The organism is Halorubrum sp. Atlit-26R, assembly GCF_003666015.1.
In the GTDB taxonomy this organism is placed as follows: domain Archaea; phylum Halobacteriota; class Halobacteria; order Halobacteriales; family Haloferacaceae; genus Halorubrum.
Genome location: NZ_QPLT01000568.1, coordinates 1 through 429, shown reverse-complemented (window position 1 = coordinate 429; position 429 = coordinate 1). Strand labels below are relative to the sequence as shown.

1 protein-coding gene is annotated in these 429 nt (G+C 59.4%); it reads right to left on the bottom strand.

Annotated features, from left to right (window positions below; all coding sequences use genetic code 11):
• A partial coding sequence (locus DVK07_RS21990; protein WP_199719744.1) for a hypothetical protein occupies positions 1–388 on the bottom strand: 388 nt, incomplete at its 3' end.
• Between the last annotated feature and the right edge of the window lie 41 nt (positions 389–429).

Below are 429 nucleotides of genomic sequence, written 5' to 3'. Positions count from 1 at the left end.
CAATCTCTATCCCGTCGCCTTCCACTACCTCACCGGTCGTCGAGTTGCTGCGATCGACCGCCACGTCGAATTCGGCGTCCCTGAGAACGCTGACGTTTAGCGTGTCCGCGTCGTCGCGACTCGCGACCGTGAAGTTCAACTCGCCGATGTCTGCTTGCTCCGTCTCGTAGCTGAACTCGACCTTCTGGGACTCACTAGCGTTGAGTTCGACGTTGGGACCATCCTGCGAGAAGGTACCGTTAATCTGTAGGTTGATCACTTGCTCGCCGGACACGTCACCGACGTTCTCGATATCGGCGACGACATCGACGGTGTCACCCTCGACCACCTCACCGGTCGTCGAGTTCTCGCGGTCGATATCGACCTGGAAGTCGGCGTCGTTGAGCACGCTCACGTTCAGCGTGTCGGTCTGGTTCTCGCTCGCAACCG